The 15,237-nt window shown below is 68.3% G+C and carries 12 protein-coding genes; 8 read left to right on the forward strand and 4 right to left on the reverse strand.

Annotated elements, in window-relative coordinates; genetic code table 11:
- Nucleotides 1–1,136, reverse strand: a 1,136-nt coding sequence (locus QJS31_RS17815) for a SpoIID/LytB domain-containing protein (protein WP_372341800.1), incomplete at its 3' end; no start/stop codon positions are given.
- Between the two features lie 163 nt (nucleotides 1,137–1,299).
- Here QJS31_RS17815 and QJS31_RS17820 point away from each other — a divergent pair.
- Nucleotides 1,300–3,744 (forward strand): N-acetylmuramoyl-L-alanine amidase, encoded by a 2,445-nt coding sequence (locus tag QJS31_RS17820; protein WP_306357208.1) that lies wholly within the window; start codon nucleotides 1,300–1,302, stop codon nucleotides 3,742–3,744.
- Between the two features lie 28 nt (nucleotides 3,745–3,772).
- Here QJS31_RS17820 and QJS31_RS17825 read toward each other — a convergent pair whose 3' ends face one another.
- Nucleotides 3,773–4,612: an HAD family hydrolase gene (locus tag QJS31_RS17825; protein ID WP_282781575.1), complete on the reverse strand. Its 840-nt coding sequence runs from the start codon at nucleotides 4,610–4,612 to the stop codon at nucleotides 3,773–3,775.
- Between the two features lie 220 nt (nucleotides 4,613–4,832).
- Between QJS31_RS17825 and QJS31_RS17830 the strand changes: the two genes are divergently transcribed.
- The 6 genes from QJS31_RS17830 to QJS31_RS17855 are packed head-to-tail and all read left to right on the forward strand — an operon-like array spanning nucleotide 4,833 to nucleotide 12,636.
- Nucleotides 4,833–5,810 carry an ABC transporter permease gene (locus QJS31_RS17830; protein WP_282781577.1) on the forward strand — a complete coding sequence of 326 codons (978 nt, stop codon included), beginning with the start codon at nucleotides 4,833–4,835 and terminating at the stop codon, nucleotides 5,808–5,810.
- On the forward strand, nucleotides 5,807–6,736 hold the full coding sequence (locus tag QJS31_RS17835) for an ABC transporter permease (protein ID WP_282781579.1): 930 nt from the start codon (nucleotides 5,807–5,809) through the stop codon (nucleotides 6,734–6,736). The genes QJS31_RS17830 and QJS31_RS17835 overlap by 4 nt, the downstream gene beginning before the upstream one ends.
- Nucleotides 6,733–8,595, forward strand: a complete 1,863-nt coding sequence (locus QJS31_RS17840; protein WP_282781581.1) for an ABC transporter ATP-binding protein — start codon at nucleotides 6,733–6,735, stop codon at nucleotides 8,593–8,595. The genes QJS31_RS17835 and QJS31_RS17840 overlap by 4 nt, the downstream gene beginning before the upstream one ends.
- Nucleotides 8,596–8,604: 9 nt before the next feature.
- Entirely contained in the window at nucleotides 8,605–10,281 is a 1,677-nt protein-coding gene (locus QJS31_RS17845) for an ABC transporter family substrate-binding protein (protein ID WP_282781583.1), read from the forward strand.
- Between the two features lie 31 nt (nucleotides 10,282–10,312).
- Nucleotides 10,313–11,992 carry an ABC transporter family substrate-binding protein gene (locus QJS31_RS17850; RefSeq protein ID WP_282781585.1) on the forward strand — a complete coding sequence of 560 codons (1,680 nt, stop codon included), beginning with the start codon at nucleotides 10,313–10,315 and terminating at the stop codon, nucleotides 11,990–11,992.
- 35 nt (nucleotides 11,993–12,027) lie between these two features.
- Nucleotides 12,028–12,636 carry a hypothetical protein gene (locus tag QJS31_RS17855; RefSeq protein ID WP_306357209.1) on the forward strand — a complete coding sequence of 203 codons (609 nt, stop codon included), beginning with the start codon at nucleotides 12,028–12,030 and terminating at the stop codon, nucleotides 12,634–12,636.
- 32 nt (nucleotides 12,637–12,668) lie between these two features.
- Here QJS31_RS17855 and QJS31_RS17860 read toward each other — a convergent pair whose 3' ends face one another.
- Together QJS31_RS17860 and QJS31_RS17865 are read right to left on the reverse strand one after the other, a co-directional pair.
- Nucleotides 12,669–13,358 carry a protein glxC gene (locus QJS31_RS17860; RefSeq protein WP_306357305.1) on the reverse strand — a complete coding sequence of 230 codons (690 nt, stop codon included), beginning with the start codon at nucleotides 13,356–13,358 and terminating at the stop codon, nucleotides 12,669–12,671.
- Between the two features lie 97 nt (nucleotides 13,359–13,455).
- Nucleotides 13,456–14,199, reverse strand: a complete 744-nt coding sequence (locus tag QJS31_RS17865) for a 1-acyl-sn-glycerol-3-phosphate acyltransferase (protein ID WP_029930455.1) — start codon at nucleotides 14,197–14,199, stop codon at nucleotides 13,456–13,458.
- 109 nt (nucleotides 14,200–14,308) lie between these two features.
- Here QJS31_RS17865 and QJS31_RS17870 point away from each other — a divergent pair, with 109 nt between their 5' ends.
- Entirely contained in the window at nucleotides 14,309–15,205 is an 897-nt protein-coding gene (locus QJS31_RS17870) for a hypothetical protein (RefSeq protein ID WP_306357210.1), read from the forward strand.
- Nucleotides 15,206–15,237: the final 32 nt, after the last annotated feature.

The raw sequence follows: 15,237 nt of genomic DNA on the forward strand, positions 1-15,237 counted from the left end.
TCGCCCGGCACGGTCGCCGTGGTAGCGGGCGGCGGGGTCGGCGTGGACGCCGTGCTCGGGGCCATCGTGCCGCCGGGCGTGGGCTGGCGCACGGGATGCGTCGGCAGGGCATCCGGTCCCGCCGCGGCGGGCGGCGCGGCCATGAGGTCGATGAGGTCGAGGACGACCTCCACCGCGTCCACGAGGTCGGGGCCGATCCCCTCGCCGTCCGGTCCATCCGGCGGCGGCACCTCCGCGGGCAGCGGGGCCGGGGCCAGTTCGGCCGGGGTCGGGCCCACCTCGAGGGTGCGGATGTCGATGGCGGAGCCGCCGTCGGGCGCGGCGGAGTATTCGCTGCGCAGAATGCGTCCGTCGCGCAGCAGCACCTGACCGGTGGACGTGCGCACGGCGGCGGAGGTGCGCGCGTCCTCCTTCTCGGTGCCCGGATACATCTGACAGTCGGTGGTGTCGCAGGTCTGCGCGTACGGGTAGCGCTGTTCGGCCAGCGCGTAGGACCGGGCCGCGACGGCCTGAGCGCGCAGGGCCTCCGCGCCGCCGTGATCGGCCCAGGCGGGCACCATCTCGGCGGGCACCACGCCCATCAGATAGTCGTCCACGTCGACGTCGTTGACGGTGCGGGCGGCCGCGCCGTCGAGGGCGACGCCGAGCGCGCCGCGGTAGGCGCTGCCGCCGCAGAGGGTGAGGTGTTCGGCGGCGGGCCGGTCGGGGCCGGCTTCGACCGGGTAGACCCACGGGTCGTCGGTGCTGCCCGTCCACAGCACGTCACCGTCGCAGCCGCTGGTGATGACCACATCGGCGCCGGTCGGCGTGGCGGTGAGATGGGCGGCCTGGCCGGGGATGACGCGGCGGCCCGCCACGAAGAAGCCGGAGTCGGACCAGACGTCGAGGGTGCTGTCGTCCTGGGCCATGAGGCGGACGCGGACATTGGTCGGGCCGATGGCGCCCAGTTCGGCGCCCGGATAGTAGTGCGCCAGAATGCGTTCCGCGGTCCAGCCGTCCCGGGCCTGGTTGTAGGCGCCGTGCTGACTGAGGCCGCGGCCGTGGCCGTAGGGTCCGGCGGCGACCTGGTTGCGCACCTCGCCGTCGGGCCAGGCCCAGAGCACCACGGCGGTGCCCCCGGCCAGCGCCGCGGCCACCACGCACAGACTGACCGTCTTCCGTCGTCTACGTCGCTGTAGCAAGTACCCGTTCGGCATGTCATACCCGTTCTTCCGTGATTCCGGGGCTACATTCGAGCTACCGCTTGGTAATCCTCCACTGAAGGTTTAGGGTCTGTTACAGATGGGACTAGTGTGATCGTTGATTCGTCAGGAATCAACCCCGACACCGGGTGACGATCAACGGTTCTACCTGGAATGGGAGATGCTCGTGCCGTACCGCAAGCCGAAACGCTCATATGTCCTCCCGGTCGTCACCATCTTGGCGGTCACCGCGCCGATCGGTGCTCTCGCACTCAGCGATGCCCCGGCATACCGCGATACCGAGGAGCGCAACCTGGCGGCAATACCGGCGAGCGTGGCCGAACTCGCCCTGGCCGCCGCACCCGACGTGGTGCTGCCGCTCCGCGACATCACCGGCCTACCCCTACCGGACCTACGACTATCCGACCTGAGGATGCTGCCGCTACCGGCATCCATCCGGATTCCCGAGAACCTCCCGCTACCACCCGGGGTCGAACTACCCAGCGAGATCCCGCTACCCCGACTCGATCAGCCCGCCCGCACCCCCGTCGGCCCCTTCACCGCCGCACCCGGATTCATCGCCGACCCCGGCGCGGCCGACTCCCAGATCACCCCCGATCCCCAAGCCCCTTCCGCGCCGGACAGCGAATTCCACACCGCACCAGGCGAATCCGGAACGGTTCAGGCCCCCGCTCCCGCGGCTCCCGAAGGCCCCGCGGTACCCGGCGCGAATGCGCCCGAAGCGCCCGCCGCCGACGTTCCCGCGGCACAGCAGCCGCACCTCGACCCCGAGACCGGCGAGGAAACCCACGCTCCCGCCCAGCCCGCCGCCCCCGTCATCGGCGGCGACCCCGACCGTCCCGCGCTGGCCCCCGGCGTGGTGCCCAGCGACCTCGTCGACCAGGTCGGCGCACAGGTCAAGGAGATCACCCGCGACACGCCGTTCAGCATGGTGGCGCTCACCGCCAAGGAGCTGGTGGGCACGACGACCATGATCCGCGCCAAGGCCCCGGACGGCACCTGGGGGCCCTGGTACGAGGCCGAACCGGTGGACACCACCTCCGCCGACGGCGTCACCGACGCCCGCACCGGCACCGAGCCGATCTACGTCGGCGATACCAAGTCCGTACAGATCCTGGTGACCCGCAAGCCCGCGTCCACGACCTCCGCCGGGGCCATCGGCACCGACCCGGCGCAGCCCATCGACCCGGCACAGCCGCCCGCCGACCCGGCACAGTCGCCCGGCGATCCGGCCGTCGTGCCGCGCACCGACGCGGCGGCGGGCGATCCCGCGCAGATCGGGCTGGAGGCGCTGTCGGCCGTCCTCATCGATCCGGGCCGCGGGGCCATCGACGCGACGCTGTCCGAGGTGGCCGCGCCGCTGCCCGGCGGCGGGCCGAAGGTGATCTCACGCGCACAGTGGGGCGCGGACGAGAACATGCGCTGCCAGGACCCGACCTACGACAAGGACGGCGTCGCGGGCATCACGCTGCACCACACCGCGGGCCGCAACGACTACTCCAAGGCCGAGTCGGCCGGCATCGTGCGCGCCATCTACGCGTATCACGCGAAAACCCTGGGCTGGTGCGATATCGGCTACAACGCCCTGGTCGACAAGTACGGCCAGATCTTCGAGGGCCGCGCGGGCGGACTCGACAAGCCGGTGCAGGGCGCACACGCGGGCGGGTTCAACGAGAACACCGCGGGCGTGTCCTTCATGGGCAACCACGAGGAGCAGGCCCCGAGCGAGGCCGCCGTGCGTTCCATGGGCGAATTCATCGGCTGGCGGGCCAAGGTGGCCGGACTCGACCCCGAGGGCACCACCACCATGATCTCGGAGGGCAGCAGCTACACCCCCTACGCGCTCGGCGAGGAGGTGCGGCTGCCGATCGTGTTCGCGCACCGCGACGTCGGCAACACCAGTTGCCCCGGCGACGCGGCCTACGGGCTGATGGACCGGATCCGCTCCATCGCCGAGGACGCCTCCGGCGGGGTCTCCCCACAGCAGGAGCTGCCGTCACCGCCGCGGTCGCGCACCGATCAGCGCGCGGATCAGCAGCAGTCCATCGACCCGGAGGCCGACGCGGACCTGGCGGCGCTGGCCGATCTGACCACCCTGCTGCTCGACATGCTGGACCGCAGCGCGGTGGCCCGCACCTGGAACGAGCAGGGCGGGGCGGCCGGACCGCTGGGCGCGCCGATCTCCGAACCGCGGCCCACCGTGGACGGCGGCCAATACGTGCAGTTCGCCAACGGCATCGCCTACTCCACCCCGGACGGCCGGGTCTACCAGGTGGTGGGCAAGATCCTGGAACGCTTCATCCAGCTGGGCGCGTTCACCGGCCTGCTGGGCATGCCGACCAGCAGTGAGTACGAGGTGCCCGACGGCGTGCGCGCCGACTTCCAGTACGGCTCGCTGATCTTCAATCGGGTCACCGGCATCATCACGACGATTCTCGACACCTTCGGGACCAGCCAGTCCCCCGCCGGTGCGCCGATCCCGCAGCCGTTGGCGCAGGCGCCCGCAGCCGACCCGATCCCGGCCCCGCTGCCCGCGCCGTAACCCGGCGGCGCTCAGCGGCGAGAGTCGTTCACGCCCACCAGCGTTCGAGGATGCGGGCCACCCCGTCCTCGTTGTTGGTGGCGGCCACCTCGTTGGCGGCCTCCTTGGCCTCCTGATGCGCGTTGGCCATGGCCACGCCGTGCCCCGCCAGCCGCAGCATCGGCACGTCGTTCGGCATATCGCCGAAGGCGATCATGGTGGCGTGCTGCACGCCGAGCCGCTGGGCGACGGTGGCCAGCCCGGTCGCCTTGGTGACGCCGGGGGCCGACAGCTCGACCAGCCCGTCATCGGTCGAGTACGTCAGATCCGCGCGCCCGATCAGATGCGGCTCCAGCACCTCCCGCATGAACGCGCTGGTCGCGCCCGCCAGCCGGATCAGCATCTTGATGGCGGGCGCGGCGATCACCTCCGACCGCGCCACCCGCGTGTCATCGGGATTCAGCCAGGCGTGCTCGTACTCGGGTGAACTCACGAACTGCGGCGTGGCGGCATCGTGCGCGCTGACCCCCACCCGCTCGGCCGCCAGCCCGCACCCGGGTAGCAGCCGCTCGGCCAGCTCCGCCAACCATTCGAGGGTGTCCACATCCAGCACCCGCGTGGACAGGATCCGATCCTGCGCACTGTCGTAGATGACCGCCCCATTGCCGCACACGCACAGCGGGGCATACCCCAGCCCGTCCACCACCGGGTCGATCCAGCGGGGTGGACGCCCGGTGGCGAGCACGAACGGCACACCATCGGCGATCAGCGCCGCCACGGCCGCTCTGGTGCGGGCACTCACCTGCTCCCGGTGGTCGATGAGCGTGCCGTCGACATCGGTGGCGACCATCTTGGGTTTGGGCAGGTGAAAGAGAGTCACCTGTTCCATCCTGCCTCGAGAGGGGTCCCGCTTGCCCGAAAGATGCCCATTCGCAGCCCTACCGTCGACTATCCCCCACACCGCGTTCACAATCGGTTCGATCACGGCGTGAGCACCCCCACCGAACCCCGCCCGCCACGACTTGCCCGGCATTGGCTGCGCGGTACTGCGCATATCTTCAGGTCGGTCCCTATGATCTGGGGCTACAGACTCGACCCGAGAGGGACTGATGGCCGGATTCCTGCTGCGACGTGCGCTCAACTATGTCGTATTGCTGCTACTGGCGTCGTTTCTCACGTTCGTGGCGGCATCCTGGTCTTTCAATCCCCTGGAAAGTCTGGAGCAGCGCAATCCCCGGCCGCCGCAGTCGGTGATCGACGCCAAGCGCGCGGAGTTGAAACTGGACGAGCCGATCGTTCCTCGGTACGTGCAGTGGGTGGGCGGCGTGGTGCACGGCGATTTCGGCCAGACCCTGGCCGGGCAGCCGGTCTCGGAGGAACTGCCGCGCCGGATCGCCGTCAGCCTGCGACTCCTCCTGATCGGCTCCGTGGTCGGCACGGTGCTGGGCGTGCTGATCGGTGCGGCGGGCGCGATACGGCAGTACCGGTTCAGCGACTATTTCACGACGGTGATCTCGCTGCTGGTGCTGTCCACACCGGTGTTCCTGCTCGCCACCCTGCTGAAATTCGGTGCGCTGGAAATCAATATGGCCACGGGCAAGCAGATCTTCCTCTATACGGGTGAGACCTCCGCGACCGCCGTGCACGGCCTGTGGAATCAGTTCGTGGACCGCCTCCAGCACATGGTCGTCCCGACGCTGGGCCTGGCGCTGGGCGCCATGGCCGGATACAGCCGCTACCAGCGCAACGCCATGCTGGACGTGCTCCAGTCCGACTTCATCCGCACCGCCCGCGCCAAGGGCCTCACCCGCAGCCGGGCGCTGTACAAGCACGGCTTGCGCACCGCGCTGATCCCCATGGCCACGCTGTTCGCCTACAGTTTCGGCGGCCTGATCACGGGCGCGACCTTCACCGAGAAGATCTTCGGCTGGCACGGTGTCGGTGAGTGGCTGGTGGACTCCATCAATGCGCAGGACCTGTATCCGGTCGTGACCATCACGGCCTTCGCCGGATTGGTGGTGCTGATATCGGGCCTGCTGTCCGATGTGGTCTACGCGATCCTCGACCCCCGGGTGCGTGTGGGATGACCGAGGCCGAACTCATCGTCCAGGGTGCACCGGCGGCGGCTGGACGCCGAAAGCTGGTGCTGCGCCGCTTCCTTCGCAACAAGCCCGCCGTGGTCGGGTTGATCGTGCTGGTGCTGATGTTCGTGTCGGCTTTCGCGCTGCCGCCGCTGCTGCCCTACGACTATCAGGAACTCGACTACACGGCGCTGCTCCAGCCGCCGAGTACGGACCATCCGTTCGGCACCAACCAGATCGGACAGGACGTGCTGGCGCAGACGCTGCGCGGACTGCAGAAGTCGCTGATCATCGGTCTGTGCGTGGCACTCATCTCCACCACCATCGCCGCTCTCGCGGGATCGCTGGCGGGGTTGCTGGGCGGCTGGACGGATCGAGCCGTCATGTGGCTGGTCGATCTGCTGCTCGTGGTGCCCAGCTTCATCATCGTGGCGATCTTCGCACCGCGTACCAAGGGCAGCGGTTCCATCCTGCTGCTGATCGGCCTGCTGAGCGTCTTCAGCTGGATGATCAGCGCACGTATCGTGCGCGGTCTGGCGATGAGCCTGCGGGAGCGCGAATTCGTCCGGGCCGCACGGTATATGGGTGCCTCCACCTGGACGGTGATCACCACCCATATCGTGCCGAACATCGCGTCGATCCTGATCATCGACACCACGCTGTCGGTGGGTGCGGCCATCATGGCCGAAACCGGCCTCAGCTTCCTCGGCTTCGGCGTGCAGCCGCCGGACGTATCGCTCGGTTCGCTCATCGCCGCCGGCACCAAGTCGGCGCTGACCTATCCGTGGCTGTTCATGTTCGCCGGTGGCCTGCTGGTCGCCACGGTGCTGTGCGCGAACCTGGTCGGCGACGGTTTGCGCGACGCCTTCGACCCGAGTTCGGCTCGGGCGCGGTCGCGCAAGAAGGCGAAGGCGGAGAAGGCGGCGGCATGACGGACGACAAGAACACGCGTACCACCACCGCACCCCTGCTGGAGGTCTCGGACCTGCACGTTTCCTTTCCAGGGGAGGAAGGCCGCATCGACGCGGTGCGCGGGGTGAGCTACACCGTGCAGGATGGCGAGGTGCTGGCCATCGTCGGCGAATCCGGTTCCGGCAAGTCGGTGTCCTCACTGGCGGTGATGGGCCTGCTGCCGGATCAGGCGCGGGTGCGCGGTTCGATCCGGCTGCGGGGACGGGAACTGCTGGGGCTCAGCGACAAACATCTGTCGGCGCTGCGCGGCACCCGCATCAGCATGGTGTTCCAGGACCCGCTCTCGGCCCTCACCCCCGTGTACCGGGTGGGGGATCAGATCGCCGAGGCGCTGCTGGCACACAAGAAGATGAGCAAGGAGCAGGCCGCCGCGCGGGCGGTGGAACTGCTGGAGCTGGTAGGCATTCCGGAGCCCGTCGTCCGAGCCAAGATGTTCCCGCACGAGTTCTCCGGCGGTATGCGCCAGCGCGTGGTGATCGCCATGGCCATCGCCAACGATCCGGAACTCATCATCTGCGACGAGCCCACCACCGCCCTCGACGTGACGGTGCAGAAGCAGATTCTCGATCTGCTGCGCCAAGCTCGCGATATCACCGGTGCGGGCGTCGTGATGATCACCCACGATATGGGGATCGCGGCCACGCTCGCCGATCGCGTCGCGGTCATGTACGCCGGGCGGATCGTCGAGACCGCGCCCGTCGCCGAGCTTTTCAACGCCCCACGCATGCCGTACACGGTGGGCCTGCTCGGTTCCATTCCGCGCATGGACGGACCGGCGCGCACCCCCCTGATCCCCATCGTCGGTGCGCCGCCCGCCATGCACGCGCTGCCGCCCGGGTGCACCTTCGCACCCCGCTGCCCCGTCTCGGTGGACGACTGCCGCGCCGCCGAACCGCCGCTGCAGGACACCGAACCCGGCCACCGTGCCGCCTGTATCCGCACCGCGGAAGTCGGTTCGGCCGAGCTGTTCGCCGCCTACCGGCGCGACATCCCCGAACCGGAGCACCGCTCCGACACCGATTCCCATGTGGTGTTGCGGGTGTCGGACCTGAAGAAGACCTTCCCGATCACCAAGGGCGTCGTCTTCCGCCGCCGCATCGGCGAGGTGAAGGCGGTGGACGACATCAGCTTCGAGGTGCGTGCGGGCCGCACGCTGGCGCTGGTAGGAGAGTCCGGCTCGGGCAAGTCCACCACCCTCACCCAGATCATGGATCTGGTGCGGCCGGAAAGCGGCAGCATCGAAATCCTGGGCCGGAACGTCGAATCGCTGACCAAGGAGCAGCGTCGCGATATCCGGCGGCGCATGCAGATCGTATTTCAGGATCCCTCGGCCTCCCTGGACCCCCGGCTGCCGATCTTCGACGCACTGGCACAACCGCTGCGCATCGACGGCCGCCCTCGTGAGGAGATCCACCGGCGCGTCCCGGAACTGCTGCGGCAGGTGGGATTGCGGCCCGAACACGCCGACCGGTACCCGGCGGACTTCTCGGGCGGCCAGAAGCAGCGCATCAATATCGCCCGCGCACTCGCCCTGGATCCGGAGATCCTGGTGCTCGACGAGCCGGTGTCCTCGCTGGACGTGTCGATTCAGGCCGGGGTGTTGAACCTGCTGCGAGACCTGCAGCTCGAGCGTGGCCTGTCATACCTGTTCGTCTCCCACGACCTGTCGGTGGTGCGTAACCTCGCGCATGAGGTGGCCGTCATGTATCGCGGCGAGATCGTCGAATACGGTCCGGCCGAACAGATTTTCACCGCTCCCCGCCACGACTACACCCGCGCCCTCATCGACGCGGTACCCGTCCCGGTGGTAGCACGATAGGAGAAAGCCGTGGAAATCCGTTCGCTGGGAACACGTTTGGCCGTGCCCCTGGTCGCAGCGGCGGTCGTACTCGCCGGGTGCGCCGGTGGCGACACCGACACGTCGACGGGCGCCGCCGCCCAACTCGGCACCACCAACGACATCAACCCTCGTGATGTGAGCGAGTTGCGCGACGGTGGCAATCTGCGGCTCGCGTTGAGTTCCCTGCCCGAGACCTGGAACGTGCTGCACACCGACGCGGACGGCGAGGTGGGCAGCCTGTTGCGGCCGCAGATGCCGCGTGCGTTCAGAACCGATGCGGCGGGCAACCTTTCGGTGGACACCAACTACTTCACCAGTATCGAACTCACCGACACCGAGCCGCAGCGGGTCACCTACACCATCAACCCCGACGCGGTCTGGTCCGACGGCACCCCCATCACCTGGGAGGACCTCCGCTCCCAGGCGCAAGCGCTGAACGGCTCGAACCCGGCCTATCTGATTCGCATGAACTTCGGCTTCGACCGAGTGGAGAAGGTGGAGCGCGGTGTCGACGACCGGCAGGCGGTCATCACGTTCAAGGAGCACTGGGCCGACTGGAAGGGGCAGTTCGCCGGGGAGGGGTTCCTGTTCCCGAAGACCGTCACCGAGACGCCGGAGGCATTCAACGAGAGCCTGCGTGACGGGATCGCGCTGACCGCCGGACCGTTCACCCTGCAGTCGGTGGACCGCGCCCTGCAACGCATCGTGCTGGCCCGTAATCCGAAGTGGTGGGGTGACACACCCAAGCTCGACACCATGACCTTCAGCGTGCTCGCCGACGACGCGATGCTGCCCGCGCTCCAGAACAACGAGATCGACGCGATCGGCCTCGCGACCCGCGACGATATGAAGATCGCCCAGAACACTCCGGGTGTCGCCATCCGCCGGGCCCCGGGTGCGAGTTGGTCACACGTGACCTTCAACGGCGCACCCGGTTCGATCCTCGAGGACGCCCGCGTGCGCGTCGCCATCTCCAAGGCGATCGACCGGCAGGGCATCGCGACCGCCCTGCAGAACGGTCTGGTCGAGAACCCGACACCGCTGGGCAATCACGTGTACGTGCAGGGCCAGGTGGGCTATCAGGACAACAGCCTCCCGTTCGATCCCGATGCCGCGGCACGGGAACTGGACGAGCTCGGCTGGACGCTCAACGGTGACGTCCGCGAGAAGGACGGCCGCAAACTGGTGATCCGCGATGTCATGTACAACTCCGACACCTGGGTCCAGATGGCCCAGATCATGCAGCAGAACCTGGCCCGCATCGGCGTGCAGCTGCTGATCGAGACCAAGCCCGGCCAGGGGCTGTTCACCGACGTGATCCGGCCCGGCAATTTCGATATGGCGCACTGGGTGTGGTCCAGTGACGTGTTCGCGTTGAAGAACCTGCCGCAGGTCTACCGGTACGACCCCAATGATCTGCAGGGCAATTACGGCCGCATCGGTTCCCGGGAGATCAACGACCTCATCGATCAGGCGCTGGCCGAACTCGACCCGCAGCGGGCGATCGACCTGGCGAACGAGATCGACCGCAAGCTGTGGGAGATCGGCTTCTCACTGCCGCTCACACAGTCGGCCGGCAATGTCGCGGTGCGGGCGGATCTCGCCAACTACGGGGCGACGGGACTGGCCTCCTACGACTACACCAAGATCGGTTTCCTGAAGTGATCCGGCAGTTCCCCAACGGAAGGAGCGATCGATGCGATTGCGCTCGATAGGCTTGCGGCTCGCGGTACCCTTGGTGGCCGTCGCCGTGGCGGCCACCGGCTGTGCGGGCGGCGATGACGGCGCGCCCGAAGGGGCGGTCGCCGAACTCGGCACCACCAACGACATCAATCCGCATCCGGTGAGCGATCTGCGCGACGGGGGCAACCTGCGGCTCGCGGTGAGCGCCATCCCGGAGAACTGGAACGCGCTGTCCAACGACGGCAACGACGCCGAGATCGCGGCCATCCTGCGGCCGATGATGCCGCGAGCTTTCAGCACCGACGCGGCGGGCGATCTTTCGGTCAATACCGACTACTTCACCAGCGTCGAGTTGACCAGCACCGAACCGCAGCAGGTCACCTACACCATCAATCCGGACGCGGTCTGGTCCGACGGCAGCCCCATCACCTGGGAGGACATCCGCTCGCAGGCCGAGGCCATGAGCGGGAAGAACAAAGACTTCCTGATCGCCGCGCCGGGTGGCTTCGACCGCGTCGAGAAGGTCGAACGCGGCGTGGACGACCGCCAGGCCGTCATCACGTTCGCCAAGCACTACGGCGAGTGGAAGGGCCAGTTCGCGGGCAACAGCTTCCTGTACCCGAAGTCGGTCACCGAAACACCGGAGGCGTTCAACAAGAGCCTCGTGGACGGCATCGCCCTCACCGCCGGCCCGTTCAAGGTGCAGTCCGTCGACCGCGCCGTCAAACGCATCGTCCTGGACCACAACCCCACCTGGTGGGGTGACAAGCCCAAGCTCGACACCATCACCTTCAGCGTGCTCGACAGCGCGGCACGGCTTCCGGCGTTGCAGAACAACGAGATCGACGCGACGGGCATCGCCGACCGCGACGAACTCAAGACCGCGCAGAACACGCCGGGCGTGGCGATCCGCCGCGCCCCCGGCAATTCCTGGACCCACCTGACCTTCAACGGCGCGCCCGGCTCAATTCTCGAGGATCCGAAACTGCGGGTGGCGATCGCCAAGGCAATCGACCGCCAAGGCATCGCGACGGCGATTCTGAACGGCCTCGTCGAGAACCCCAAGCCGCTCGACAACCACGTCTATCTGGTGGGCCAGAAGGGTTACCAGGACAACGCCCTCCCCTTCGACCCGGCCGCCGCGGCCCAGGAACTCGACGCGCTCGGGTGGAGGCTCAACGGCGAATTCCGGGAGAAGGACGGCCGCATCCTGGAAATCCGCGATGTCATGTACAACGCCGACACCTGGGTGCAGGTGGCACAGATCATTCAGCAGAACCTCGCCGCCGTCGGCGTCAAACTCACCATCGACACCAAACCCGGCCAAGGTTTCTTCACCGATGAGATCCAGCCGGGCAATTTCGACGTCGGCCAGTGGGCTTGGGTGGGCGACCCGTTCCCGTTCAGCAGCCTGCCGCAGATCTACGGGTATTACCCGGACAATCTGCAGGGCAACTACGGCCGCATCGGCTCGCCCGAACTCAACGATCTGATCGAGCGGACCCTATCGGAACTCGATCCGGAGAAGGCCGTCGAACTGGCCAACCAGGTCGATCAGATGGTCTTCGATGAGGGCCATTCACTGCCGCTGTGGCAGTCGCCGGGCAATGTCGCGGTGCGTGACAATCTCGCCAATTACGGTGCTCCCGGCCTGGCGTCCTACGACTACACGAAAATCGGCTTCTTGAAGTGAGGTTCCGGGGCCACCCGCTGGCCTATCCGGTAGTCGTGACGATCGGCGCCCTGGCGATGTGCTTCGCCTGGGCGCCGTTCGGCGATATGGAGCTGCGCGGGCTGCTGGCCGCGTTGGTGCTGATCATTCTGGGGTACACCGGATTCCGGGTCGGCTACGCGCTGCGGGACACGGGCGGGGTCGATGCCGGAATGACCGCGCGGCGAATTCGCCAACAGTTTCGGTTGGTGAGCCGGTCGTGGTTGGAGTGCACGACAGACGGGCGAACGCTGTGGGTGCCGGTCTATTTCGATCCGGCGCTGATGACGCTGACACCGGCCCGGGTCGAAACATCCGGGCGGACAATCCATGTCGACGGGCTTCGGGTGTATCCCGCTGGTCGCAGCCGGGACTCGGAACCGGTGGGCCGGCTGGTCGACAATCCGTCCCGGCCGGATCCGGACGCCGTCGAACTCGCCGCCACCGCCACCCGCTGGCCCCGCCGCCTGCTGCTCGACGCCCAATCGGCCGTGGTGGCCCCGTTCGTGGGGCTGTTCTGGGTGTACGTGGCCGGTGGCGGGACGCTGGCGTTCGTGGCGGTCACGGTGGTGGCGGGAACGACGGTCACCTGGCTGAGTGCGGTGCGGGGGTCGGATCCGAGTTGAGGGGTCGTGTTCGCGGGGTCGGTTTTTGCGGGTCAGCGAGGGTCTGGGCGGGGTGGGACGTGGGGCCAGGGAGGTTGGCGGGTGGAGCCGTAGCGGGTGAATTCGGTGGGGTCGTGCGGGAATCCGGCGGTGTGGAGGAGTTCGCGCAGTTCGGTGAGGTGTTCGGGGCGCATGGGTTTGCGGACGCAGGCGGCGCCCAGGGAGGCGACTTCGCCGCGGACGTAGACGCGGGCGTCGTAGAGTGATTCGCCCAGGGCGGGACCGGCGTCGCCGCACACCACCAGGCGGCCCGCCTGTGCCATGAGGGCGCTCATGGGGCCGCTGTCGCCGCCGACCACGATGTCGACGCCCTTCATCGAGATGCCGCAGCGCGCACCGGCATTGCCCTCGATGACCAGCAGGCCGCCGTGCGCGGTCGCACCCGCGGACTGGGCGGCGTCGCCGCGCACCCGGACCAGGCCCGACATCATGTTCTCCGCCACCCCGACGTCGGCGTCGCCGTTCACGGTGATGGCGGCATGCTGGTTCATGCCCGCGCAGTAGTAGCCGACGGAACCGTCGATGGTGACGGCCATCTCGCGATACAGGCCGCAGGCCAGGGCGTGTGCGCCGCCCGGGTTGGCGACCAGCACGCCCTGGGGTGCGCTCGGCGACATGAGCAGTGCGTTGACCGCCCGCGTGCCGAGCGTGGCGAGATCGAGGGTGGTGTCGGCCGGATCCATGACAACGGTGTTCACTGTTGCCGCCCGACATACACCTTCCGCTTCGGCAACGACGGCGAGCCCGTCCCCTCGGGCGGCGCAGGGGAGGGGCGGCGGGCTACTGCTGGGTGCGGCGGGCGGCCTTCTCGGCGGCTTCCGCCGCGTCCATGGCGTTCGCCTCTTCGAGAGTCGGTGCGCTGCCGCCCAATCGGGCGGGCACCCAGTAGGCACCGGGTTCGTGCACGTAGTCCCGCTGCACGTCCAGCAGCATCTCCTGCATGGTCGAGCGCAGGGTGGCGGTCAGCTCCGCGGCCGGCTCGAACGGTGCGATGGGCTCGCCCACCTTGATGGAGATGGGAGTGTTGGTGCGGCCCAGGCGCTTCGGGTGCCCCTTGGTCCACACCCGCTGCGCACCCCAGATCACGATCGGGATGATCGGCACTCCGGCCTCGATGGCCATGCGCGCCGCACCCGACTTGAAATCCTTGATCTCGAAGCTGCGGGAAATGGTGGCCTCCGGATACACCCCGACCAGTTCTCCGGCCTTCAGCCGCTGCACCGCCTCGTGGTAGGAGTCCGCGCCCGCCGACCGGTCCACCGGAATGTGCTTGAGCGCACGCATGATCGGCCCGGAGATGGAATTGTCGAAGACTTCCTGCTTCGCCATGAACCGGATGTAGCGCTTGGGCGTGCGCGCGGGCAGTCCGGCATAGGTGAAATCCATGTAGCCGGTGTGGTTGATGGCGATGACCGCACCGCCCTCGGCGGGAATGTGCTCGTCGCCGGTGACGGTGAACTTCAGGCCCTGCAGTGCGAACACGGTGCGGGCCAGCCCGATGATCGGGAAGTAGACGGGTTCCACAGTTCAGCTAGCGTAGTCGCTGCCGGAGCTGGTACCAGTGACCCAGGCAACATCGATCGTCGGCTGTGACACCAGGACGGCCGCGGGGACACGAAAGAGGTTCGCAGGAGTGGGAAACGCCCGAACATCGCTGCGTGACTACTGCCGCAGGGGGCTGCCGGAGGTCGGGGCGCGACGGCGGGGAATCCTGGTCGGCGGATTGGCGGTGGCGACGGCGGCGGTGCTCGCGGGCTGCGATTCCGTCTCGGGCATCCCCGGGGACAATCCCGCACCCGCCAGCCCGGCTCAGGTCACCACCACGACCGCGGCCGCCACGACGACCAGCGGCGACACGCCCGGGAATACGGCGGCCGAGAATCCCGACGGCACCGCGGCCGTCGGGGCCTGGGTGGCGGACCTGCGGGCCGGGGATGTCGACGCGATCACGGAGAAGTGCTGGACCATCGCGCCGTCGAACGCGGCGGCCATGTACGCCGAGCCGGAATCGATCCTCGCGGCGCTCGAGAACCCGCCGGTACGTGGCGAATCCGGGATGATCTGGAGCGGAGCGGCGGTCACCGTGGTGGCCTCGGATCGCACCCTCGCCGGCGATTACGCGTGCCCGCGCGTCTACCGCAGCGGCAACGACCTCGGATTCGACACCGAGCTCGGGTTCAACGGCGCGGACGCACGGCACACCGTGCGCCGCTATCTGGCGCGGTTCACCGGCGAACCCCTCGACCCCGCGGATCAGGAGGGCGCATACCCGCTGGTCTGCGCCGCGACGCCGGGCAGCTGGGATCCCGAACAGACCGGTCAGGCGACCGCGCCGCCGCTGGCGCTGAACCCCGGACAGCTCACCGGCGTGACGTCCTTCATAGATCAGTCCATCGAGTCCGCCTGGCCCGACGGCGGCTACATCACGGTGTCCGTGCCGGTCACCAATGCGGCCGGTGTCCAGCAGAAACGGACATTCACCCTGAAGTCCGGCGACGAGGGTTACTGCATCGGCGACGTTTCTCCCTAACCAGTACGCTGGGTGGCTGGTAACGGTCAGGG

The sequence above is a fragment of the Nocardia sp. CC213A genome, from assembly GCF_030766805.1.
GTDB lineage: Bacteria > Actinomycetota > Actinomycetes > Mycobacteriales > Mycobacteriaceae > Nocardia > Nocardia otitidiscaviarum.